Origin of the sequence: Paenibacillus cellulosilyticus (genome assembly GCF_003182255.1) — a bacterium.
In the GTDB taxonomy this organism is placed as follows: Bacteria; Bacillota; Bacilli; order Paenibacillales; family Paenibacillaceae; genus Paenibacillus_T; species Paenibacillus_T cellulosilyticus.
Map to the genome: position 1 here is coordinate 37,710 of NZ_QGTQ01000034.1, position 25,289 is coordinate 62,998.

At 44.4% G+C, this 25,289-nt stretch carries 22 protein-coding genes; all 22 read right to left on the reverse strand.

The window, feature by feature from the left end:
• Positions 1–23 precede the first annotated feature (23 nt).
• Positions 24–920, reverse strand: a complete 897-nt coding sequence (locus tag DFQ01_RS26705) for an LCP family glycopolymer transferase (RefSeq protein WP_245946901.1) — start codon at positions 918–920, stop codon at positions 24–26.
• A 73-nt stretch (positions 921–993) separates the two neighbouring features.
• Positions 994–2,796 (reverse strand): ABC transporter ATP-binding protein, encoded by a 1,803-nt coding sequence (locus DFQ01_RS26710; RefSeq protein WP_110046993.1) that lies wholly within the window; start codon positions 2,794–2,796, stop codon positions 994–996.
• 4 nt (positions 2,797–2,800) lie between these two features.
• Positions 2,801–3,241, reverse strand: a complete 441-nt coding sequence (locus DFQ01_RS26715; RefSeq protein ID WP_110047026.1) for a lasso peptide biosynthesis B2 protein — start codon at positions 3,239–3,241, stop codon at positions 2,801–2,803.
• Between the two features lie 68 nt (positions 3,242–3,309).
• Positions 3,310–3,603: a lasso peptide biosynthesis PqqD family chaperone gene (locus DFQ01_RS26720; protein ID WP_110046994.1), complete on the reverse strand. Its 294-nt coding sequence runs from the start codon at positions 3,601–3,603 to the stop codon at positions 3,310–3,312.
• Positions 3,600–4,457: a phosphoenolpyruvate carboxykinase (ATP) gene (locus DFQ01_RS26725; RefSeq protein WP_146216929.1), complete on the reverse strand. Its 858-nt coding sequence runs from the start codon at positions 4,455–4,457 to the stop codon at positions 3,600–3,602. The genes DFQ01_RS26720 and DFQ01_RS26725 overlap by 4 nt, the downstream gene beginning before the upstream one ends.
• A gap of 166 nt (positions 4,458–4,623) precedes the next feature.
• Positions 4,624–4,809: a paeninodin family lasso peptide gene (locus DFQ01_RS26730; RefSeq protein ID WP_110046996.1), complete on the reverse strand. Its 186-nt coding sequence runs from the start codon at positions 4,807–4,809 to the stop codon at positions 4,624–4,626.
• 41 nt (positions 4,810–4,850) lie between these two features.
• The gene (locus tag DFQ01_RS26735; protein WP_110046997.1) at positions 4,851–6,779 is read right to left on the reverse strand and encodes an asparagine synthase-related protein; all 1,929 of its coding nucleotides are present in this window, start codon (positions 6,777–6,779) and stop codon (positions 4,851–4,853) included.
• Positions 6,780–7,049: 270 nt separating this feature from the next.
• Positions 7,050–8,246 (reverse strand): nucleotidyltransferase domain-containing protein, encoded by a 1,197-nt coding sequence (locus DFQ01_RS26740; RefSeq protein ID WP_110046998.1) that lies wholly within the window; start codon positions 8,244–8,246, stop codon positions 7,050–7,052.
• 31 nt (positions 8,247–8,277) lie between these two features.
• Positions 8,278–11,370: a ThuA domain-containing protein gene (locus tag DFQ01_RS26745; protein ID WP_110046999.1), complete on the reverse strand. Its 3,093-nt coding sequence runs from the start codon at positions 11,368–11,370 to the stop codon at positions 8,278–8,280.
• A gap of 37 nt (positions 11,371–11,407) precedes the next feature.
• Positions 11,408–12,745, reverse strand: coding sequence for a UDP-glucose dehydrogenase family protein (locus DFQ01_RS26750; RefSeq protein ID WP_110047000.1), 1,338 nt, complete (start codon positions 12,743–12,745; stop codon positions 11,408–11,410).
• A 27-nt stretch (positions 12,746–12,772) separates the two neighbouring features.
• Positions 12,773–14,128 (reverse strand): sugar phosphate nucleotidyltransferase, encoded by a 1,356-nt coding sequence (locus DFQ01_RS26755; RefSeq protein WP_110047001.1) that lies wholly within the window; start codon positions 14,126–14,128, stop codon positions 12,773–12,775.
• On the reverse strand, positions 14,094–14,987 hold the full coding sequence (gene rfbD / locus DFQ01_RS26760; RefSeq protein ID WP_110047002.1) for a dTDP-4-dehydrorhamnose reductase: 894 nt from the start codon (positions 14,985–14,987) through the stop codon (positions 14,094–14,096). The genes DFQ01_RS26755 and rfbD overlap by 35 nt, the downstream gene beginning before the upstream one ends.
• Entirely contained in the window at positions 14,980–15,999 is a 1,020-nt protein-coding gene (gene rfbB / locus DFQ01_RS26765) for a dTDP-glucose 4,6-dehydratase (RefSeq protein ID WP_110047003.1), read from the reverse strand. The genes rfbD and rfbB overlap by 8 nt, the downstream gene beginning before the upstream one ends.
• A gap of 21 nt (positions 16,000–16,020) precedes the next feature.
• Entirely contained in the window at positions 16,021–16,566 is a 546-nt protein-coding gene (gene rfbC / locus DFQ01_RS26770) for a dTDP-4-dehydrorhamnose 3,5-epimerase (RefSeq protein ID WP_110047004.1), read from the reverse strand.
• A gap of 17 nt (positions 16,567–16,583) precedes the next feature.
• On the reverse strand, positions 16,584–17,339 hold the full coding sequence (locus DFQ01_RS26775; RefSeq protein ID WP_110047005.1) for a sugar phosphate nucleotidyltransferase: 756 nt from the start codon (positions 17,337–17,339) through the stop codon (positions 16,584–16,586).
• Positions 17,340–17,390: 51 nt separating this feature from the next.
• Positions 17,391–18,854, reverse strand: coding sequence for an MOP flippase family protein (locus DFQ01_RS26780; protein WP_110047006.1), 1,464 nt, complete (start codon positions 18,852–18,854; stop codon positions 17,391–17,393).
• Positions 18,855–18,856: 2 nt separating this feature from the next.
• Positions 18,857–19,780 carry a glycosyltransferase family 4 protein gene (locus DFQ01_RS26785; RefSeq protein ID WP_181394752.1) on the reverse strand — a complete coding sequence of 308 codons (924 nt, stop codon included), beginning with the start codon at positions 19,778–19,780 and terminating at the stop codon, positions 18,857–18,859.
• A gap of 245 nt (positions 19,781–20,025) precedes the next feature.
• Positions 20,026–20,967, reverse strand: a complete 942-nt coding sequence (locus DFQ01_RS26790; RefSeq protein WP_174812828.1) for a glycosyltransferase family 2 protein — start codon at positions 20,965–20,967, stop codon at positions 20,026–20,028.
• A 103-nt stretch (positions 20,968–21,070) separates the two neighbouring features.
• On the reverse strand, positions 21,071–22,435 hold the full coding sequence (locus DFQ01_RS26795; RefSeq protein ID WP_110047009.1) for an O-antigen polymerase: 1,365 nt from the start codon (positions 22,433–22,435) through the stop codon (positions 21,071–21,073).
• A gap of 125 nt (positions 22,436–22,560) precedes the next feature.
• Positions 22,561–23,628, reverse strand: a complete 1,068-nt coding sequence (locus DFQ01_RS26800; protein WP_110047010.1) for a glycosyltransferase family 4 protein — start codon at positions 23,626–23,628, stop codon at positions 22,561–22,563.
• Positions 23,629–23,640: 12 nt separating this feature from the next.
• Entirely contained in the window at positions 23,641–24,558 is a 918-nt protein-coding gene (locus DFQ01_RS26805) for a glycosyltransferase family 2 protein (protein WP_110047011.1), read from the reverse strand.
• 20 nt (positions 24,559–24,578) lie between these two features.
• Complete coding sequence (locus tag DFQ01_RS26810; RefSeq protein ID WP_110047012.1) at positions 24,579–25,286, reverse strand: sugar transferase; 708 nt, start codon at positions 25,284–25,286, stop codon at positions 24,579–24,581.
• Positions 25,287–25,289: the final 3 nt, after the last annotated feature.

Genomic DNA, 25,289 nt, shown 5'->3' on the forward strand with positions numbered 1-25,289 from the left:
TCAATACAGGCATAGAAAGGCCTCTAATTCGTCTGCTGATGCTCTTTCAACATATTGTGAATCCGCTCTTGCTCTTCCGGCTCGACGATATAGTACCAAATGCCGCTTATAGTCTTACCGGTCCCCTTGATTTCGACCGTGTCGACATGATCGATCACCGAGCGGTATTGCGATGCAAATGTCTTCATTTCATCGAACGTAATGTTTGTCTTCACACCGTTGCCAACCTCGTCGAGAATCGATTGGATCTTCGTGACGTTCTGAATATTGACTGCGTGGTGCATAACGGATTGAAGAATATCGCGCTGCCTCGTATTCCGACCGAAGTCGCCGCGCGGATCGTCGTAACGCATACGGGAGTAGGACAATGCCAGTTCACCATCGAGCTCCAGTGATCCTTGTGCGAAGTTATGACCCTCATAATCAAATTGGAAGGGATTGTTGACCTCTACCCCGCCGATCAAATCGATGAACGTCTTGAAGTTCTCCATATTGACCTTGACGTAATAGTCGATTCGATAGTCAAGGAAATGCTCAATCGTTTGAAGCGACATATCGACGCCGCCGAATGCGTATGCGTGATTGATTTTGTCAGTCGTCCCATGCCCAATAATCTCCGTACGTGTATCCCGTGGAATGTTGAACATGAGAACCGAGTTTTTCTTCGGATTAACGGATAAAATGACGATCGTATCGGAGCGTCCCGGATCATTCGCTCGCTGATCGACCCCAAGCATCAGAACCGTGAATGCATCCTTATCTTCAATGGAGACCGGTTTCGTCGGCGTCGGCGTTGCCTCTGGATCTTTGCTGACGTATACCGGACGAGTCGGCTCCTCGTAGATTTTGTTCGCGGTATGCTCGATTTGAATAGCTACATAGATGACGTAGCTGACGACGGCAATGATGATGAGCGACAAGGATGAAGCCGTCCAAATGATGATTCGTTTCCATTTGCGTGAAATGGGTGAAACCCCCTGTCCGATACTGTTACTACGAATTTAATCCCGCCTCCTGGTACGACAACAAACGACTGAACGTCCCTCTCGTCTCGGACGACAGCTGGTGATAAGCGCCCTGCTGTACGACGCGGCCCTGCTCGATGACAATGACCTGATCTGCATTGCGAATCGTCGACAGCCGATGAGCGATGACAATAATCGTCATCGAGCCTTTCAGCCGCTCCAGCGCGGCTTGTACCTTCGCCTCATTCTCGTTGTCCAGCGCACTAGTCGCCTCATCAAGCACGAGAATCGACGGCCTGCGAAGAATTGCTCTTGCAAGAACGAGCCGCTGCCTCTCGCCACCAGACAACCGGATGCCGCGATCGCCAATAATCGTATCGAGTCCATCGGGGAGCTTCCGAACGAAGTCCTCTGCTGCTGCGAACCGCAGCGCTTCCCACAGCCGCTCGTCAATTGCATGCGGATCAACCAGCTTAAGGTTGTCCCGAATGCTGGAGTGGAACAAGAATGGATCCTGCGGCACATAGCTGACCATACGACGATGCGCAAGCGTATTGTGCGCGGTCAGCGGAACGCCGTCATACAGTACCTCTCCGCTCTCTGGCCGCACAAGTCCGATCAGTAGATCAATCAGCGTACTTTTGCCAGCGCCAGATTTGCCTACGATTGCAGTCATGCTATTCGCTGGTACTCGGATGTTCACATCCTTAAGGGCATAGTCCGGCTTATTCAGATCGTACCGATAGGACACGTTATGGCATTCGATATCGGACTGCATACGGATGCTGAGTTCTTCGCTTGCGCCTCTCAGCTCAAACTCCTTCGCCTCCTCGCATTCCTTCTGCAAATCCATCAGACTCGTAAATGCAGGAATCGAGGTCACAATTTGCTCCCAGCTGTTCTGAAGGGTTATAAACTTCGGCCATAGCCGCGAGAAAATCACAACGATAAGCATTAACTCCCCGCCTGACACATGCAGCACTTCAAAGGATGTATAGATGAACAAACCGATCAGAACCGCGGACGTTATTTTGTAAAACAATTGCGTGCCTGTCTGCAGCTTCGCGAACTTCGTGAAGTTGCTCTCCAGTTGCTTGCACAGCGCTAGGAACCAGTTGTAATGCTGGCGTTCGAGCATGTTGGTCTTAATATCTTTTATTCCATTGAAATGGTCGGTGATGCCGGCTATATAACTCTTAGTTAGCTCGGTCGTCTCAACGCCAATTGTTTTCGCACGTCGGGAGAAGCGTCTTGAAAAAATTGCCATCAGAGTGCCACATAGCAGCACGAGAAGGGTCAGCTTGAAGGATAGCCATAGGGCAAACGCAACTTGAATGAGGGTAAAGATAATAGTCGTGGCGAGTTTCATCGCAAGGCTGGTGCCTTGAATAATACGAACAAGCTCATTGTTCAGGATGTGATTGATATCTGATTTACGGGTTCGCAAATATAACTTCCATTCTGCTTGCAACAGATCGCGATAAGTCGATAATCTCAGACTACGAATAAATGCTTGATGAATACGTGTATTCAGGACCGTCTGGTTACGTTGAATTACAGCCTGCCCGATGACGAGCAGCACATACAATGTAATCATCGTTACGAACTGTATTCGCTCCGGGATCTGATGAACGATGCTGTTCACATTGTCGAGAAAGGGAATCGTCAACGATCCCAAATTGAAAATACCTGTCAATCCAAGCAGCGGAATGAGCAGGTAGATGGAGACGCCTTCTATGGAACTAATCAGCATCATCCCGATAAAATTGGCATACAACTTCGTGCCTGCGACGTTGTGAAGCTTTTTCATGAAATATATAAGTTCCGTCATAAGTTCACCCCCTTCTATGATCCTGATGCTTCTTTTGTTTTCCGCTGTTGGCGAATGTGCCAACGACGGTAAATTGGGCCATTTCTTCATAGCCAGTCAAATAATAAGGACCACTGCGCAGCCATGCGTGAGCGATCATTTTGCCAGAGGAATCCTTGGCCGTCCCCATGTAAAGTGTGCTCGATATACCACGTCGCTCCAGCATCTTCATCGCTGCGATTGCTTTAACCATGCACATGCTTTCCCACCAAGTATGGCGGCTCATGCGCTGAATTGCCCGGGAAATGCTACCCAGCAATCGGTCCTGCGCCGGATCATGCTCGAACGGAGACTCTGACGTCCGAACGCCAAGCGTCGGAGCTACCTTCGCGAACGGAAGTTGCTTAAGAATCCGTGCCCACCCAAGATACAAGTAGGCCTCCGCATACATCCGCTTCTGTTCCATCGGCATGGTTATTAATTTTTTGCCTACTCTCCACACGATGGGCTGTCTCCTCTCGATCAGGGTCACGGTTAGATCGCAGCCGCTTCTTGCACAATGACGAGCTTCTCACTGGCTAGATTTTCGAGAAAATGAATAACTTGCGCTTCGCATTCTTCTGTCGTAACCTCGTACTCTCCCGTCAGCTTGGACACAAGCTCGCTCACACTAATCGGTGCAGCAACCAGCTCCCAGATACGTCCGCCAATCTCGCCGAGATTGTAATACTTGCCGGATTCAATGCTCATCATGACGGTTTCGCCGCCCATTTGGCTAGCGAGATTGCCTTGCGCTTGTACTACCGAGTCTTGGATCGTGATACTCATTGGACTGATACCCCTTCCTTTATTTGGCTCATAATCGTATCGAATAGCTGCTGTACTGTAAAATGTGACGTTGGCCGGTGGAGCCGATAGACTGCTGTCTGAGATGTTATAGACGCGGTTGATGTAAAATGCCATTGGTTCAGTCCCAGCAGCGAAACGAGAAAATTGCGGAACGTATGCGTGAATAACAGCGGCATGCAGGTAATGCCGGACAGCTTCTCGAATTTAATGTCAGAATGTTCAGACTTGTTTAATTCGAAGATGCCTGCCAACGGTATCGTTTCGGTCATGAATCGATCCTGCACGGGAATTGCGTATTTCGTTCGATCCTGCTCCTCGTACAGCGTTTCATATTGATTGTCCAGCTGCAGCCCGTCGATACTCTCCTCCCACAGCTTCTGCTGCGGATAAGATGGAATAACCATCGCACGACCGGTTACGGGATCAATCGACACCGCGATCACATCGTCCGTAAGCAGCTTATAGCCCTGTTGAGAGAAGTAAGCGGCGAGCGTCGACTTACCTGCTCCTGACTCACCAACAATGGCATATGCCTGACCGTCAATGACAAACGCACTGCCATGCAGCGGCAGAATGCGCCGGTTCAGCAGAATAGCACCCATACAAGTGCCCAGGAGGTACAAACGCAGCTTGCGCATGTCGCAATCCGGTGCGGGGTCAACAGTGATCGTATGTCCACCAGTGATGCCGAATAGTGCGACGTTCTCGATAGCGAAGTAGAGGGTATTGTTGGAATAGACGAAATGGTTCTCTGGTGCGTTGAACCGATTCCATGCTGGCAATATGTCGCCGTATATAATGCTCACATCTGCTACTAGTGAGGCATTATTCAACTCCCTGAGTTCAGGAAGAAGAATCTCACTACGGAAACTGAGACCGAATGCCTCGTATTGCTTATATGTCAAATCAGAAATGATGTTCACCCTCTTTATTAGGGAGAACTCTAGGACAGTACAAGTACTATACTAGAGTTCCGGTTAAGTATGCGATGATGAAAGACTAGGAAATCGTTACTGTCGGTGCTGGACCGTAGATTGTGGAACCTGGATCTGCTGCATCCGTGATATCGAGTTCGAGGCCTTTGTCAGTGAAGAAGTAGTCGATATACTTCGTACCTGCACCTGCCATCGTTTCGCTGATTTCCAGCGCTTCTACTACTGGTGCTTGCCAATTCTTTTTGCTCATTGATTTCACCCCCTTTCATGCGGTTTGGATGATGATTATGATTAGCCAATTCGCTTCAGGAAGCGGTATACCACCATGCTGCGAATTAACACTCTCATATCAGGATCGAATGCAAGCTCAGGGCGAGGATCGTGTTTAAGTTTACTAAGGGACGCTCTAATCAGATCCATATTCATCCATTCCGCTCCAATGCCACTGGTGCACATTGTTTCAAGCTCCTCCACAAATATTTGCCAGGAAGGAAGCATACGGTGGAGCCAATCCGAGCCTTGCACACCACGATATCGTTGATTGAGACGAACTTTATCTGGCAGCAGCCCTTTCATAGAGCGCCTGATGAGTGAACGGTCCATCCCATTCTGAACGAATTGGTCCAGCGGGAGGGACAGACAAAATCGAGCGACTCTGGGATCACAGGTTGGGTCCCGCTCAATGACGCCATATCGGAGAGAAAGCTTTGTTCCTGATGTCCCCTGCATGCTCATGACAGAAGGTGTCTCGAACAGCCGCTGACGATCGACCACTATATCGGTTGCGAACCCTCCAATACCGACATCATGGGATCGAAGCTGCTCGAACACATCGGTTCGCTGTGCAAGAGAAGGATGAATCAATTGGAGATCAGAAGGCTGCGAATGCGAGAATGGAGATTGTGTCAATTGAGGGAATGCGTACTTGCCAATCATAGGAATGAGACGCTTACGCCCAACCCCCATCCTTCGCCCGTACTGCTTCAGCTCTTGATGAAGCTTTACGAGACGGAGATGCTTAAGTAAGTACACATAGTACTCAATGGCGGAGCCCCAAGAGATCGTATGATTCCCCCTGGCACCCGTCAGCAACAAACCAATTCCTTGTGCGGCCGCATGCTCATGAATACCTTTGATCCAGAACGAATTCTCAATGAACTTATAAGGTGCTTCCAGCAGATCCAACCAATCATCCATCTCGGATAACGGGCTCTTCCCTTGGAAGTCGAGATACTGATCTTGAATATTACCGACGTGTTGAACTGTCTCCCGTATGAAAGGACGTTCATCTGCCACTCGACTTCGCACCGTCCAGTCCACGAAGTCCTCTGGCGGAATATAGCTGAAGGTATGCAGAGGCTTACCAGCCTTATACAACTCGCCAGCGGCTAGACTAACAACCGAACCAGAATCGAGTCCGCCACTTAACGTTGCGCCAATCGACCGATCTGTTATCAGCCGTGATCGTACCGCTTGTGCATACACATCCAAGAATGCTTCTTCGTACTCGTCATTGGAGCGAAGTCGAAGCTCTTCTTGTGGTGCTACTACGCCATAGCGTTCGACCTTCAATTTGCCGCTGAATAATGTAAACTGATGGGCTGCTGGAATCTGATCAATATCCGCATACACCGTTGAGTGACTGTCTACCGAATCAAGAACGATTGGTATCGCAAGGAACTCCGCCATCCAAGATTCACGAACCGACTTCCTCACACCGGGCAGCGCCAGCAGTGGCTTCATCATCGTTGAGAAGGCAAAATGGTATCCATTGTTCTGGATATATAGCGTCCGATTCCCGATAAGATCTCGTGCACCGAACAGCAGCTTCTTCCGCTGATCCCATATAACGAAAGCGAAGTCGCCGATCAGGTAGCGAGGGACATTAATGCCCCACTTGCGATAGGCTAGAAGGATCAGCTCCGCATCAGCAATGATTCGGCGGTCTGATGTGAGCTCCAAGCGTTGATACAGTTCGTCACGGTTGTCGATAATCGCATCCGCAGTAATGACTAGACCATTGCGATCATCATAAGGCATCTGAATATCGAGGTGCGATGGCAGTACCGACTGTGTGCCGTTCATCAAACAAATCGATTCCTCTTGCCAGCATTGAATCTTACCGATCTGATAGCCTTGCATTGCTGAGACGTAAGATTCGCATTCCTCAGATGATATCGTTTTTTGTTCGTTATAGTGCACACCGAAGATTAAGCTCATGGCGACCTCCTGATACCTTATGTAACAATGATACTATAAATGATACAGATTGTAACTATGATTTTAAAAAAAATGTTTTCTTTCTTTAAAGATTTACAGCAATCGACAGGTTTGCTTAGGGAAAGAAAGACTGCGAGTACCTTTGTTGTTTGATGCTCTATAGTATATACGAAGCATCTTCTCATAAGGTTTGACGTCTTGAGCAATTTTTCCAAAAAAGTTTTCCTACAATTTCCGGCAAAGCGACAAGTTGTGTTTATGCTCCCTACCCTACGCCGAAGCCTGCTGCTGCTTCTTCTTGCGCCAAGCCCATAGGAATGGACGCAGCGGGAAGTACATGAAGTGGAGCCATTTGGGGAGAGGGAGCAGTTGGGCGTCTTGGGAGCTGGGGTAGAGCGTGCTAAGCATCTGCTTCCACTTCTGTTGAGGTGACATTAAGAGCATATTGTAACGTTCGAAATATGCGTTAGCTTCATCTGCAGATTGTGTTTCCTTAAAATTCACAAGCTCTGTGATCATCTTTAAGGCTTCTTGGGCAAGTTCTAAAGCTCGATTGTCGAACTCATAGTGTAACCGTTTGGGATGCTCAACTGAAGGAGAATTGAATAGTAGTTCTGACAATAGTAACGTTTGTTCACTTACATGCATACTATCCTGATACTGGAAACCATCAAATACAGCATCCCAGTTCAATCCTTCTCTGATCATACGATCGACGTCAGCCAGCCAACGAAGTCGGAACCATCCGTGCCGAGCCCCGTGTAAAACCAAATATACGAATAAATCTTCATGGCCCAAATAATGTACAGGATAATTGGTTTTGACCGTTGATCTTCTTCGCTCCCAAAGCTCAGAGAAAGCAGGTTCCTTATATGTATCAGGACTCATTCTCCAATGCAATTCAACCTGCACACCCGTCTCAGGATGTGTATATCCTATGTGATGATCCTTCACAAATAAACTGTTTAAGACTTGGAGTGTTTCTTTATCTGGTTTATATCCTTGTTGTAAAATTACTTTTTCGGCTAGAGCCAAATCATCCTTGGACACAAGCAGATCGACATCCTTGGATGTACGTAATGAAAAATCACCATAAAGAGCTTCAGCAAGCACCGGCCCCTTTAAGACTAGCGATCGGATATGCTGAGTTTCCAGCTCACGGCATAGCTTCTCCATCTCTGCCGTTAATTTCAGCATCTGAAACGTATTACGAATGTACATTTGACTTAGTTGTTTGTTCACTTCAATTGGAAATAGAGTCTCATAGCTGCTTTTAATTCTGGATGCAACAACTGGATAGACGCGATGTTGATAAGCTAACAGAACGAACGTGTCCCAATCGATAGATTGTTCTATCAAATTACGAATATAATCCTCCGTGTGTACCGTCTCATCACTGATAATTGATAGCAACAATTGCAATTCTATCGGTAAGGAATCTTCTTTCATTCCGACTCTGTTAGCCATTCAGCATCCCCTTCTTCTCTATTAATCTGTGCTACGGATGTGATATCCCTTTGCCATTAAATTGAATCCAATCGATATTGAATAAGCTCTGATCTCCTGCTCGATTCTTGAATACGAAATACAGTTCGTGTGTACCTTCAGGAGCGGTAATTGGAACACTAATATCTACAAAGTTTTGCCATCCACCCGTTACAGGTACTGTAGCCTTCGCAATTAGCGTCCCATCTGGTGAATCCAGCCTTGCCTCAATGAATCCGCCTTTACCTGCAGAGGCCACACGATACTGAATCGAGTTAATATTTTTCAAGTTCACTGGATTGTACGAAATCCAATCTCCGTGATCGATAAAGCCTAGATATTTAATACCGCCCACATCTCTTAATTGGACACCATCCATATTCGTGTAGTGCTCTGCTTGTTTACGCTTCGGCTGGAGCGTAATTTGACGGGTCGCTGTTAGTGCATTGGATTGAGCAGTCCCTTTATCCGTATAGCTTACATTAACGACATAGAACAAGTTATCTCCATCCGAATGCCCGTTCAAAGCAGTGAATTGCCCTTCACAGCCCTTCTGTTCCTTGGTTGTATGGGTATGTTGATCATGTCCTAACAGTGCATCAACCGTTACCTTTGAACAAGGAATTTTCCCGCTGGTCGTGCTGCCATCCTCCGCATCCGTTACAACCACACGGTAATTGACTTGCTCTCCCCATTCGAAGAATCCCCCATCAACAGGCTCCTCTACTTTAATGGTCGGCAAAGTATTACCGACCGTAATTGGTATTCTCACAATGGAATATCTACCCGTTGAATCGAAAACCTTCAACTTCACGGTATAATTTCCTGGCTTGCGAAAAGTGTACGTTGGATTAGGTAATCTGGAGTTTACGATATTATCCTTGGTGAAGCTCCACAAATAAGTAAGCTTATCTCCATCAGGATCATATGTGCCCTTACTAGTGAACTTTACTGTCAATGGCGCTTTACCAGAAATAACACTGGCTTGCGCAGCTGCAATTGGAGCATTAGCACCCAGTGTGTAGCGGATCTTAATTAATTGCGCTTCGCCAGATGCTGACGGATCACCATAGGCACCATAATCAAGTACATACATTGCTCCATCGGGTCCAAATTGGACATCTACCGGATTGGACAACTTGATTGAAGAGAGGAATGGAAGGATCGATATCATCTTACCCTTCTCATCAAATCTTACTTCCTTAATCCAACCTCGTGAAAAATCATACAAGAACAAGCTGTTGTTATAATACTGTGGCAGTTTAATGTCTGATTTGTTATTCGAGTTAAACCGATAGATCGGTCCCGCCATCGCCGTTCTTCCCGTCCCATTCGTCAACTGAGGAAACTCCGCGGAGTCTCCATACGGATACCATAACCACGCTGGTCTAGCCGCCGGCAGAACCTTCGTACCCGTATTATTCGGAGAATCGTTAGTAGGATGACTGCAATCGAACGGGCCTGAAGATGAACTTGTTGCGAAGTTATAGTCCTGATAAGCCTTATTGTCAGCTATGCAATACGGCCAGCCATAGTTTCCTGCTGAATCTGCATAGTTCCATTCATCATAGCCACGTGGACCACGATTCGGATCATCAGCATTAGCATCCGGACCTACATCGCTAAAATAAAGACGATCGTTTGTAGTATCGATTGATATACGGAAGGGGTTACGCACTCCCATAATGTAGATTTCGGGACGCCCTTCTTTCCCATCCTTCGAGAACAAGTTCCCATCTGGAATTGTATAGGAGCCTTCTTCAGTTGGTTTAATACGTAATATTTTACCGCGAAGATCATTGGAGTTGGCTGCCGTATGCTGGGAGTCTTTCACCGCCTGCCCTGCTCTTTCGTCTAATGGAGCAAATCCATCAGACAGGAACGGATTGGTATTGTCACCGATTGGAATATACAAGTTGCCTTTCGAGTCGAATGCCATTCCACCACCACCGTGGCAGCAATCTTTTCTTTGAATCGGGATGCGAAGCAGGACTTTCTCTGACCCCATATCCAACTGATCATTCTTAATAACAAACCTTGATACTCGATAAATATCCTCACTCCCTGCCGGAGAATACAGGGTATAGAACCAATGATTATGTTGGAACTGAGGATCAACTATTCCACTCATTAGGCCATCATCACCAATTACAGATACGTTTAACTGGCCTACTATTTTCGTTGTTGAGTTCTTAGGATTATAGAGCTTAATCTTACCATTACGCTCGATATAGAAAAGTCGACCATCCGGTGCAAATGACATCTGAATTGGATCTGTCGTGTTATTATCCAGGACTACTTTCTCAAAGGATCGATCGACTGTAGCATCGCAATCTCCATACTTCAGCCCAGTTGCATATAGTATTCCGCCAAGCAAATGCTGTTGAAACAAAGGTTCCGAATAAGATGCTGCTGAATGCCCTCCACCTGTATACCAGGAACGTCCCCCAGAATATCTGCTGCACCATGATATTGGATGATCAATCCCCATTGTTCCACCGCTGTAAGTGCTCTCGTCTAATCGAGCTAGCACATGAACGTTACCTCTTGGGTTTATTTGATAGTCATACCACTCGTCCGTTCGCTCCCAACGTTGAGGTAACATTGAAGTTGATGGGTGAGTTCGATCATCTACTATTATTGTTGCCTTCTGATCGACCGGATGCTTTTTCAAATATGCACCAACAAGTCCTCCATACCACTTCCAGTCATACTCCGTGTCAGCTGCCGCGTGCACCCCAACGTAACCATTTCCCGCTTTAATATAACGTTCGAATGCAGCCTGTTGTGATTCATTGAGTACGTCACCAGTTGTAAGCAGGAACACAACTGCCTTGTATTTCGACAGCTCTTGATCTGTAAATACACTGCTATTCTCGGTTGTGTCTACTTCAAACCCGTTAGACTTACCAAGTTCTTTAATCGTTTCGATTGCAGCTGGTATAGAATCATGTCTGAAATCGTCTGTCTTGGTGAACAACAGCACCTTTGTGCTTGTTGTCTTGACTGCAGTGGATGTCGATTCAGCTGCCTGTGTATCATTCGTAACAAGTCCAATCGAGCTTAAGAGTATGAATACTATGAGAAACACTAATAATTTCCGCATAATGAATCCTTTCTTACCACTCTATTAATGTTACTTCCTAGAACAACAGGACTGGACTTTCATCACGCACGCCGTGGTTCATATTAGGACGTCCAACCGAGTAATAAATGAATGAAGTCTGAGACAGTTCCTCTTCACTGAATACATTCCTGCCGTCAATCAGAATAGGTTTTCGTAATAACCCTTCAAGCTCGAGCAGGGATATCTCCGCGAATTCTTTCCATTCCGTTAGCAGGCATAACGCATCTGCATTAGCAACCGCTTCTTCCTTGCTATCACAATATTTCAGTTGTGGATGTGAGATAAGTCGACTAAAGTTCGAAGTAGCTACCGGGTCATACGCCTTCACACTAGCACCACGCTGCAATAAGGTCTGAATGATCTCAACTGCTGGCGCATCACGTATATCATCCGTTTCCGGCTTAAAGGCCAATCCCCATATTGCAATGGTCTTCCCTTGCAGGTCATCGAGTATAGCTTCCAGTTTACGAATAACATTGAATCGTTGATCCTGGTTTACTTCCACTACTGACTTCAACAGTTTGAACTCATAGTCAACATGCCCTGCAATTTGAATAAGTGCTTGCGTGTCTTTAGGAAAACAAGAGCCCCCATATCCGATGCCTGCCTTCAAGAATGAACGACCAATCCGATTGTCATGGCCCATTCCTTCAGCGACCTTCGTAACATCTGCTCCGACCTTCTCGCAGATATTCGCGATCTCGTTGATGAATGAAATCTTCGTAGCCAAGAAGGCATTAGAAGCGTATTTGATCATTTCAGCGCTGCGAATATCTGTAACGAGAATATTATCCGTCAGAGGCGAGTGAAGTTGCGTAAGCCATTCCTGAGCTTTCTCACTGGTTGTTCCAATAACAATGCGATCTGGATTCAACGTATCCCGAATAGCTGAACCCTCGCGTAAAAACTCAGGAACGGAAGCAACATCAAATCGCTGATTTGTTTGTTCCGCAATAATTGCGGCCACTTTCTCATTCGTTCCAACGGGTACCGTGCTCTTGGTCACGATCACTTTATAATCGTTGATAGCCGCTCCTATCTCTGCAGCAGCTTGCTTAATATAAGTTAGATTTGCTTCCCCATTCGGAAGCGATGGTGTGCCGACAGCAAGAATGACGATATCCGACTTATTAACGGCATCGGCAAGATCAGTTGAAAACCGCAGTCTGCCCGCTTCCACATTCGTATCGATCAACTCTTTTAACCCGGGCTCATAGATGGGTACTTCACCTCTACCCAGCATCTCGATTTTCTCATTCACCTTATCTACGCATATAACCTCATTTCCCAAATGCGCGAAGCAAACGCCTGATACGAGTCCAACATAGCCAGTGCCGATAACAGCCAGTTTCATTTTTTCTCCACTCCCATACTTTTGTCTTTAGTGTGTGTAGCTCATGATTTCAGTCCAGTCCATGCACAGCCGCACAATATCCTCTTCAATCAATTCAGAGCCACTTTGCACTTCAATAATCTCCAAATCATTAATCGCTCGAATGGTATGCTTCATTCCAGCAGGAACTTGGATGACGTCACCTGCAGCAATACGCCGATACTGACCGTCCAGTACCATCTCGCCTTCACCGCCAATAACCGTCCAAACTTCACTGCGCATCATATGGTATTGGTAACTTAAGTTACGACCAGCTGTGATTGTAATTCGCTTCGTCAATACTTCGCGCCCATCATCGTATCGAATGAAATCTACAACTTTGTACTGTCCCCACCGACGCTCTTCATACATAGGACGCTGATTCCAATCACCGCTCAATTCTTTAATCCGAGGGCTGTGCGATTTATCCGATACCAGAATACCGTCAGGACTTGCCGCAACCACTACATTGGACAAACCAATTACTGTGATTGGAATTTCAAGCTCATTGACAAGGTGAGTATTGATACTATCCTCAGTGACAACACCTTTGCCATATACCGAAGCATCCATCTCACTCGTTAATGTGTGCCAAGTTCCTAGGTCACGCCATTGTCCGACATATCGAGTAACAACAATGTTCTGCAGTTTTTCAACAACTTCATAATCAAAGCTGTTCTTAGGCAGATTACGATACTGCTTGCACATCTCGTCATATTGGATTGGTAAATTCATGGAGATCAATAGATTAATCAATGTATCGAGACGGAATGCAAAAACCCCACAGTTCCAAAGCGCACCTCTATTGATTAGAGCTGCGGCTTCTTCCTTGCGGGGCTTTTCTTTAAATTGTTCAACTTTACTTACTCCTGTATTGTGAACAGGAACGATATAGCCAAAGCTTTCTGAAGGTGAATCTGGTACAACACCCATTAGGGCCAGTTCTGCATCCGATTCTTTAATCGCATGCTCCAACTCCACCACATGCGAGAAGAAATCATCACTGACAAATGGATCAACTGGCATTATTGTAACAACTTCGTTCAACGATACACCCTCGACAGAGTACAAATATGCTGCAGCGAGTGCGATTGCAGGGAACGTATCTCGACGCTCTGGCTCAACAATGATAGTCGCTTCATTATTCAATTGACTCTGGAGCAGCTCCACTTGTGCTCTTCCTGTGGCAATAAAGCTATTAGTAGATAACCCGACGTTCTTTAGTTGTCGCCAAACACGCTGAACCATTGATTCATCCTCACCTTGAGGATTTTGTAGTAACGGAAGAAATTGCTTGGAACGCATATCATTAGATAGCGGCCACAGCCGCTTACCCGATCCGCCCGATAATAGTACGATTTTCACTCGTATCACTCCTATAACCATTTTCAGATAAATATTGCTCCAATGCCGCTTCCCAATGACGCATCTCAGGAAAACCGCCCAGTCGCAGAGACATATGGTCGAAGACAGAGTAAGAAGGTCTCGCAGCAGGTCGAATGAATTGATCCGATGTTACAGCCGTTAACTGCACATCCAAACCAGACAAGCGGAAGATTGCTTCTGCGAACTCAAACCACGAGCAGCTACCGCTATTCGATACATGATACGTACCGTATTGTTCAGTCTCGATTAACGTTGCAATACATGCAGCAAGATCCTTCGTAAAGGTTGGACAGCCCACTTGGTCATGTACGACCGATACCTGTCCCTTCTCCTTGCCAAGCTTCAACATCGTCTTTACGAAGTTCGCCCCATGCTGCCCATATACCCATGAGGTACGTACGATGAAATAACGGGAGTGAAGTGTCTCGACGAATCGCTCACCTATCCATTTCGAGCGGCCATACACATTTATTGGGTCAATAGCGGCAAACTCGTCATAAGGCTCAACACCTTGCCCATTAAATACATAATCCGTGCTTACGTACACGAGCTTCGCGCCAACTGCTGCTGCAGCTGACGCGATGTTGCGAGTTCCATATCCGTTAATGCTGTATGCTTGATCGGGCTCTGACTCAGCTTGATCAACCTTCGTATAGGCACCACCGTGGATGATAACATCTGGCTTCAATTGCTGAACGATTTGATGCACCTGCTCTGCATTCGCAACATCCAACTCAGCTCTCCCAAGACCATAAACATCATATTCTTGGAGCTGCTCAACCAAGTCAACGCCAAGTTGTCCGTTCGCACCTGTAATGAGAACCCGCTTCTTATCCATACAACGGCTCTCCGTATTGCTTGCTGTAATAGTTCATATAATCGCCGGACTTAATGCTGCGCCACCATGCTTCATTCGCCAGATACCATTCGATCGTCTCGGCAATGCCCGTCTCGAACGTATAATCCGGCTGCCAGCCCAGCTGTTCGGTCAGTTTCGTCGGATCAATCGCATAACGACGATCATGGCCTAAGCGGTCTGTCACATACTTAATCAGTTCCTTCGACTTGCCCAGTCGTTCCAGGATCAGCTCGACAATTTCAATGTTCTTCCGTTCATTGTGACCGCCGATATTGTACACTTCACCGGACTCACCTTTATGAATGACAAGGTCGATTGCCTTCGCATGATCTTGCACATGCAGCCAGTCACGTACATTCAATCCATCGCCATATACCGGAAGCTGTTTACCTTCAAGTGCGTTCGTAATCATGAGCGGAATCAGCTTCTCTGGGAAGTGATAAGGACCATAGTTATTCGAGCATCTCGTAATGTTAACGTTCATGCCATACGTCTCGTGATACGCCAGAACAAGTAGATCTGCTCCTGCTTTACTAGCAGAATACGGACTGTTTGGCGCCAGCGGCGTTTCTTCTGTGAAGTAGCCCGTCTCGCCGAGTGAACCATAGACCTCATCGGTCGAGATTTGAACGTATTTCTGAATTCCCTTCGTTCTTGCAGCATCTAGCAGCACTTGTGTTCCGGAAATATTCGTTTGAATGAAAATACCTGGCTCTGTAATGCTGCGATCCACATGAGATTCAGCTGCAAAGTTGACCAGCACATCGATTTCATGTTCATCCAGCAGCTGTGCAATTAATTGCGCATCCGCAATGTCGCCTTTGACGAATGTATATTGCGGATTGTTCTCGACATCCTTCAGATTCTCGAGATTTCCAGCATAAGTAAGTTTATCGAGATTTACGATCTTATAGCTCGGATGCTTCTCCAGCATGTATCGAACAAAGTTACTTCCAATGAATCCTGCTCCACCCGTTACCAATAGTTTCATATGTAATTGCTCCTTTATGTTCTAGAAATAGATGCCCGCTTCGCGAATACCTGGATGGACCTTATCCTTATCCGACAGCACAACCCGATCGGTTGGCCAGTCGATTCCGATATCCGGATCGTTCCACAGAATGCCGTGGTCATGCTCACGTGAATAATACTCATCCACTTTGTACATGACCTGCGTATTCGGCGTCAGCGTACAGAAGCCATGCGCGAAGCCCTTCGGTACAAGCAATTGACGTTTATTCGATTCACTCAGGATAACGCCAACCCACTGCCCGTAAGTCGACGAACCTCCACGAAGATCTACCGCCACATCATAGATTGCACCGGCTGCGACACGCACCAGCTTTGTCTGAGCTTTCGGAGCCAATTGGAAGTGCAGTCCTCTAACCGTTCCCGCTTCCGATGAGAGGGAATGATTATCTTGAATGAAGTTGTATTCGACCCCTGCTGCCTTGAACTTCTCTTCATTGTAGCTTTCAGTAAAAAAGCCCCGATGATCGCCGAATACATCCGTCTCGATCACCAGGACTCCATCTAATTTCGTTGGTATGATTTTCATCGTGATCGCTGACTCCTTTACTTAGCTGCCGCTACTGGTTGACGTCCGAAGCTAAGATCGAATTGTTCGTTACGGAGCAGTTCATTAGCTTTGTTCCACGATTCATGCGTTCCCGCATCCGTCCACCAGCCATCAAGCACATCATAGGTCAATAAACCACGCTCGATATAAGCATTGTTAACGTCCGTAATCTCCATTTCACCGCGTCCCGAAGGCTTCAGCGTCTTCACAATCTCAAATACTTGCGCGTCGTACATGTAAATACCCGTTACAGCGTAATTGCTCTTCGCTTGTTTCGGTTTCTCTTCGATCGAGCGAATACGATCGCCATCCAGCTCAGCAACGCCGTAACGTTCCGGATCATGTACTTCTTTGAGCAAAATTTTAGCGCCAGTGCCCTGGCGCTTGAAGTTTTCTACATATGGGGTAATGTCATCCGAGAAGATATTATCGCCTAGGATAACAGCCATTGGCTCATCTTGAATGAAGCTGCGTGCAAGACCGAGTGCCTGTGCGATACCGCCAGCTTGGTCTTGTACTTTGTAAGAGAATGAAACACCGAATTCATAACCGCTGCCCAAAAGATTAACGACATCGCCCATATGGTCACGTCCAGTGACAATGAGGATGTCGTCGATACCTGCATTCTTCAATTTATGAATCGAGTGATAAATCATCGGATATGGACCAACCGGAAGCAAGTGCTTATTCGTAACCTTCGTCAATGGATAAAGACGCGATCCTGTACCGCCTGCGAGAATAATACCTTTCATTTCTCAACACTCCTTATATATTTAATGTAGGTTAATAAACACTTTGTTTTACTAAGCTTCTACTGCCGTTTTTGCTGTTTTCTTTAATACTAACCGTAGTATTTCTCTGACTACCGATTTGCTAAAGATCCAAGTAAGTAAGGAATAAAGCAATACAGCACCAATTAGAACAAGAACCAGCTTTACAATTGGCGCTCCCTGACTCATGGAACGAATCCCCCACACATAACCCATCATGCATAGACAATACGATAAGGGTCGAATAAATACCCAGCTATACTCTAACCAATTCGTTCGTATGACTCTTCGAATCATGCGGTAATTCATGAAACTGAGTATACATTGTGCAACGACGTACCCCCATGCAATTCCTTCGGCTTGCCCCACTGTAACACCAATACCTATTGATGGAAGTAGAACGAACATGGAGATGACTGTCCATTTGAAGCTTAGGTCTGCTCTACCAATCGCCAGAAGTAAAGAATTATTAGGCTGAATAGTAGAGCGTATCAACCCCATCAGCGACAGCACCTGAATAAACAATATACTTCCATTCCATTTGTCACCAAACATAATCGGTATGAACAATGGCGAAGCAATAATTAAGCCAGCATAGATCGGAAAGTTAATCATGCTCAAATATTGAAGAACCGTTAGATACCCTTCCCGTAACTTCTTCTTCTCGTGCTGGATGCGAGCAAAGATAGGAAGTGCCACTTGCGTAACGACAGGATTAATTTTCATTACAGGAATGATCGCTAACTGATAAGCGAACGTGTAGTAACCTAGAACTTGAGTACCGAACATTTTCCCGATGATAATGTAATCTATATTCGTACTAAAAAAGTGGATTGTCTTTTCACCCATCTGGTAGGCGCCGAACTTAATAAACTCCTTAACCTCATTGAACTTAAAGTGAAACCCAGGTTTCCATGAGCGCATTCCCACCAAGACAAGACAAAGTGTTTTTACCGAAGATACTGTCAACTGTCCCAGAACTAGAGACATAACACCTGCTTGCATCCAAGCCGATGTAATGGCAACTACTAGACCGAGAGAGTATGAAAGTATATCGAAAATTGCCAGTTGATTAAACTTCAATTCCTTCTGGCAGAGCACTTGGTATTGTTGGCCGATTGGAATGATAATAAAGATTAATGAAACCCACCATAAAGGCGTTAATAGCTTAGGTTCGTTATAGAACCAAGCTATTAGCGGCGACACTGCAAGAACAACTAGGAGTACAAGTACACCTGACAATACATTCAGATAATAAAGGCTTGATAGCTGCTGCCTGCTAATATCCTGCCGATAAATGATTGCATTGGATATACCTACATCGCTGTAAATCTGAGCGAACCCTACAACTACCGTAATCATCCCCATAATGCCGTAATCCGAAGGATTAAGTAGACGGGAGAGAATTGCTAGTTGAGCAAATTGGACCAACGTTACTACAATGGTTGATAACGACGTCCACTTAGAGGCTGCTGCACCCTTTTGTTTTAATGACATGGTCAACCACCTATTTTCACGCGCTCGGCATTGGCGGCAACAGAAACAGGCGATGGATCCTTGGAAAGAGTCTGCCACCAAAGCTGGGATGTAATCGAGATTGTATACCTTAGACTCACTTTCTCCTGCGCCCGTCGCGACATCTCATCAAATTTGTTACTGTCGGCTGCTAGTTCTGCGATGAGATTCTTCATCGATTGAATATCATCTGGAGCTACCAGATATCCATCCTTGTCATGATCAATAATTGTCTTCGGTCCAATAGCATTGGAAGATAATGGCACCACTCCGCAAGCCATCGCCTCGATAAGCACAATACCGAAAAGTTCCTCCCAAATCGATATCGTTTGCGATGGAAGGAATAGCAGATGACTCTGATTATACAACTGTGCTAATCGTGCCGGATCCTTGATTTGCCCGTAATAGGTTACGTTGGCATCTTGGTCAGCCAGCGCCTGTATTTTGTCCCGATACGGGCCATCCCCAACGAAGATCCATTCGAACCGGTTATCCCCCTTCCATTCGTTCATGATCTGCAGAATGAGGTCAATGCCTTTCTCCTCAATCAGCCTACCTACATAAATAATCCGAAATGGCGCTTTCTCTCTGACTTCAGCTGGAGTGAATACTTCACTGTTAATGCAATGCGGAATGACAATTGATCGAGGGGTAAATTGACTCAACCCTTGTGTTACTTTCTCCGTTACCCCGACGACTTGGACGTTCGCGAGAAACTTCTTCCATAGGAGAAGCTGCCCCCAATACCGAAGCTTCTTTGGATACTTGGAATAGTCCCAATACGGCCAAGAAGAGTAATAGATGATTTCGTTATTTTTTTTCAACAGGTACAAGTAATAGATGAATGAATCATAAGGAGCAGCGCCAACAATAATCGTTTTGTTTCGACTGAACAATAAATAGACCATTAGGAGAGCATTCCTAATGGCCCGTACGATTAAATCTGGATTTTTCCTTACAACACCTTTTAATAACTGTCTTACAAATGTAAACTCCAATGACACGATCTCATCATACAATCGTTGCTGCTCATTTAAGTAGATTAAAGCTTCAAAGTGACGAGGAGCTCCATTCTCATGTATGATGTATATTTTTTTACTCATTCTTTACCCACCTTATCAACTAAACTCTTCATCAACCACCACGTTGTAGTCTAATGATAGGCTGGATGTTTACCCATTCTATTCATAATCGCATCTTTAACCCCTTTGACGACATACCAATATCGCTCCTTCTTACGATCCTGTCTTCTGACGATAATTTTCACAGTATATCTTAATATTTTATTGAGCAGCCCTACATTTGCGAACAACCAGCCCATTGGACTGATTTGCGTCCTTCTTACCATCCTATATCCGTTTCTAAGATCATAATAAGCAACGTATGGAGCGATATTTTGTTCGCCCCCTGATGATGATGAGACCTTGTGATACACAATTGAATCAGGGATCAACTTGATTAACCACCCTGCTTGTTTTGCCTTAACATTCCATTCACTCTCTTCATAATAGAGGAAGTAATCCTCCGTCATGAATCCGATATCATCGAGAACTTCTGCCTTAAATAACAAACTACATCCGGAAATATAATCTACCTCTCTTGTGTTATTAAATTGGCCATGATCCTCTTCACGTTGTCCAATATGACTCGAAGTTCCGAAAAGTGTATTAATGTTCCCACCGGCAAACCAAATTTTATTAGTTCCGAAATAGTAGATCTTTGATCCTACAATCCCGATTGATGGATCACGATTAATCCCCTCGATCATATAATACAGAGCTCTTGAATCTATCTCCGTATCCGCATTTAACATCCAATAATACTGAAAACCTAATATTTTAGCTGCATTTATCCCAATGTTATTACCGCCTGCAAATCCAATATTAGTCTCGGACTTCATAAAATGAATGATTAGATCAAATTTTCTATTATCATAATCTTGCTGCAATCGTATGTAAGAGTCATCATTAGAATCGTTATCTACAAGAAATACTTCATAGTCAACTCTTTCCAGCATCTCTAGAGACTTTAAACAATCATAACAGTCTTTATAACTATTCCAATTCAAAATTATTACAGCTACCTTATTCTTCAAGATATTTCACCTCCATTTATACTTTGTATTAATACATAATGCGACTCTTGGAGCATTCATAGAAGAACCATTCCGAATAAAATACATCCAAAGCAACCCTTTTTCAATAAATAATCATTATTACAATTCCAATGATTAAAAATGTCATTGATGTCGCTAGTTTTGAAAACTCTGATCTCACCAGCAAACGACTTCTTTCATTAATTGGTTGCTCGAACGGATATTTTTTTGCAAAAGCGAGCAATGCCATAAGGAATATTGACGCGTGTAAAGCTCTCGATTCAATAAAAACATTTTGAAAGCTGAACAACAGGAACGCCTGAGCAAAAAGCAAATAGTACAGCATTTTATGACCGCCGCCGACCCGTCCTCGATGATAAAGTGTATAACCAATTAGCGCGTATAACAGCATCGGGACAAATGAAAAGACGTACCCAAAATCCATTGAAAATTCAATTAGCGCCGTGTCTACTATAGCCGCTCCATTCAATGGATCCCGCATCTTATTAACAAATTTATACATATGATAGTTTTCGTGTAGTAAGTTGTCTAACTGAAGAATGCCCGCCATTACTGGTCGAAACGTGTACTGAACGTACTGATAATCGTGAAAGTTAGGATTTTTCTTAACAAACCGATCTACGTTTTCGATTGATAACGGGAAGTACCCATACAGTATGGCGTTGACTTCGAACGGCCCTTTGGGTCCAGTAAATCCGATCGACTTGCTGTAGCTGATATAATTATATTTACCGCCGTAAGTCATCCGATACTGACCAACGAACGAACCTGCAAAGATCAAGAGCACCATTGTAATAATACCCCAAAATGCGAAGCGCTTCTTCTTCTTTGTCCGATAGAAGATCATTGCAGCCAGTGGAAGCAGTGACGTTACAACCTCAAACCGTGCAAGTCGCGATAGCGGCAGCGCTATAAGCAGTATAATAAACAGATAGTATAATTTCTTTCGTTGTTGTAGCGATGCAAGATAGTTAACAATGACCAATACAACAGGCAGTGCAGTGGTAAATATCGAAACGATCGGCACAGAAGCAGTATGCACATTGACATTATCGTGAATCGCCAAGTATGGAAGTACTGCTCCTGATGTTATCTTGTTTTCTGCCAGATACAATGCAATTGCAAATAAGTTGATCCCGTACAAGTAGAGAGGCCTCATCTTAAAAGATATTTCTTCCCATTTAACAGCATTATTATTTGGAAGCTTAATTGATAATACCGCTGGTAGGATGATGAATATACATATCGCATATATCAAGAGCAAATATGTTTGGAACTCCCATTCACTGCTTTGTAAATCAGACAATCGTTGCATGCTGAATAGCAATGGGATGCCGAAGAATAGTGACATCAGGACCGAAGGATGAAACGGGTCTTTCAATCTGAAACAAGTAAAAATGGTGGCGGTAAACCCTATACCAAGAGTGGCGTAAGTTAACAGAATCATTTCATGTCACCCGTTTCCTTCAACCTTTAAATAACACGATTTGAAGCTGAGGTAGATGATCGCTAACATTAATGTTCATCAATGGTTAATTCACTCTGCCTTCCTTCGTGTTATATCAAATCATGTTATATCATAGCAGCTATCTCATCTTTTATTTTTTCACTTGTAATATCCCATGAGAACCTTCTCAAATTTTCAGTTCCTTTTGTAATAAACTCGTGTTTTAGAACACCATTATTACAAATCTCAATTATACGCTCTGCAATTTCTGTCTCATTCCTTGGATTAAATAATATGCTTGCTCCTCCACTTATCTCTGGTAGTGATGAGGTGTCGGAACACAATACAGGGATCTCCTTGGCCATTGCCTCAAGAATAGGTAAACCAAAGCCCTCATATAAGGATGGATATACAAAGACTGATGCATTCCGGTAAAGCCACTCTAATTGAGAATCGTTTACATAGCCTAACAGTTTCACTCTATGTTCAAGTCCCAATTGATGAATAACTTTTTCTAGACTCTCATAATAAGGCGACTTTCTACCAACAATTATGCAGTCCAGTTCAATCTGATCTTTAATCATATTGAATGCTCTTAATACGGTATCAAGGTTTTTATGAGGAAAGGTCGTTCCGACCATTAGAAAATAGGGATGATCGTGCATACTTGCAATATGGTCCTCACTTGGTTTTGCTTGCGAATGCTCGAATCCATTATGAATGACAGTTATCTTATCCTCATCGACAGTATAGTGATTCAAAATATCTACCTTTGTCGCTTCAGATATCGTAATGATTTTGTCACTATATTTGATTGTTTTAGGCAACAGGTACTTATAATAATAATATTGCCCTTTATACTGATTGGGAAAATGTAAGGGGATTAGGTCGTGAATTGTAATAATTTGCGCTCCCTTTTTTTTCACTGTTCGACCGTGGTGTGTGAAGGAATACATGAAGTCAGAATTGATGGTATTGAGGTATAGGCTTCTTAATACTGGATTTAATGCAATTCTCCGATTAACATATTGTTCAGAGTTCATTCTGGTGCCCACAGTAATCTCATTGTTTGTCAATAAAGCATTAAAGTGATTGTCGTTAAAAAAATCAACATTTCTATTCAACACTTCTCTCGAGTAAACACCTAAGCCTGTAGGATGATCGGACAAAAATAATGAATTTATATGTCTCATTTACTTCCCCTCCTATCCCTTCATATATGCTGAATATCTTTTTTTCCACTTTTGAGGCATTTTTTGATGTCGCTTGCCCAAATTGTATCCGATAAATTTCGATGCAGCTTCTATTATTGCGTAAGGAATCATGTAAGGCTTTTTCATTTCAATTAAATATTTCAGTTGTTTTTTCACCATCCGCATGCCTTCCTTCTCATTGGAAGCGTGCTCCAGCAAATACTTCGTCTCATCAAAGGCCATCCCAATATCGAAATAGCGCTTAAACTGCTGCTTCAATGAGTAATTGTGCGAATGATAAACTTTTGCTGCAGCTGCGTAAACAACCTTCTTTCCCCCGAAAATAACCTTCGACGCATAGATCATGTCTTCATTAAGAATGATCTTCTCTGGAAATCCGCCATTCTTATGGAAGTCACTGCTTCGATACATGCTACACACATTCGAATTAAAGAAGGTCTTGATTCCGATTTCCTTCAACGCAGCTTGATCTTTGACAAACCGTCTGTCAGGATAATTAAAGCTTCTCGCGAATACTTCCAACGGTGAAGCATCCAGCTTCGGAATTTGTCTAGCATAACAAACCAATACATTCTCATCGGCAAACTCAGATTTGAGGTTGACAAGAAGTTCATCATTATAAGGTATTGCATCCTGGGTCATGAAAAGCAAGAAATCTCCTGTCGCCAAATTCGCGAGGAGATTTCTTGTTCCGCCATGATCAAACTGTTTATTATCAATGGTATGAACGGTCACCTCAGGATAGTCTCGGCTCAATATGTCTCGCGTACGATCCGTAGATGACGAGTCAACAACAATGATCTCAAGCTCATCATTCGATGAGCGCTTCTGATTTAATAAACCAGGTATTAACTCAGATAAGTATCCAGCTGCATTATAGGTCGGAATAAGTACCGATATTTTACTCATTTGAATCCCTTCCCACTCAGTTAATACGCGCCTCGCTTGAGCACGACAGTCCAAACGGTTTTAAATAAAATCTTAATATCAAACCAGATGGATTGGTTATAAACATAATGAAGCTCTAAGTCAACTCGTTCCGGATAACCAACGTCGCTTCTACCACTAACCTGCCAATATCCTGTAACACCGGGTTTAACTGATAGAAAATCAACAACACGCTCTCCATACTCTTGCAGTTCTTCACGTACTACCGGACGAGGACCAACTAGACTCATATCACCCTTCAGAACATTAATCAACTGCGGCAACTCATCAAGGCTTGATTTGCGGAGGAAACGACCAAACGCTGTAATTCTCGGATCCTCGTCTTGCTCGAGCTTATAGTTATTATCGAGATACTTCTGATACAGCAGCTTGTCTGCCTTCAGCCGTTCCTCGGCATTCATTACCATGGATCGAAATTTGATAATATAGAAGATTTTCGAGTCAAGTCCTGTTCGTTTCTGCTTGAAAAATACCGGCCCTGTCGGCTCCTTGATCTTCATAATGATTGCAATTCCAATGAAAACAGGAATAAGAACAATAATGCCCAACAAAGACAAACAAATATCCATCAACCGTTTAGCCAGTCCATGAATCGGAATCGTAATAGCCTTAGAGGACGTCACTGATTGTGGGAAAGCTTTAACCTCTGCTAAATCACCATCTACTTGTGAATGATTACCTATGCTCATCGT